The sequence below is a fragment of the Virgibacillus sp. 7505 genome (genome assembly GCF_002272135.1).
GTDB lineage: Bacteria > Bacillota > Bacilli > Bacillales > Amphibacillaceae > Terribacillus.
Window position 1 is genome coordinate 1 of sequence record NZ_NPBF01000469.1, and the last position, 211, is coordinate 211.

The following is a 211-nucleotide window of genomic DNA, read 5'->3' on the forward strand; positions in this document are numbered from 1 at the left end:
CTTTTACTTCTTTTGCCGCCCTGTTCAAAATGCGTTTTCTTGTTTCCTTCATTGTCCGTTTCCTCCTTCTACCGTCGCCACAGTACGGCGCTCAATCCGTTTTTCAAAGGAATCACCGACAAAGATATGCTGCACGTAGATGCCTGGGGTGTGGATCTGGTCTGGATCAAGTTCGCCTAAGTCGACGAGTTCCTCTACCTCGACAATCGTT

The 211-nt window shown here is 48.3% G+C and carries 1 protein-coding gene; it reads right to left on the reverse strand.

Annotation, left to right across the window (positions count from 1 at the left end):
• Positions 1-48 precede the first annotated feature (48 nt).
• Positions 49-211 (reverse strand): CoA-transferase (locus CHH91_RS19830; protein WP_286160876.1); only part of this gene is annotated, 163 nt, incomplete at its 5' end.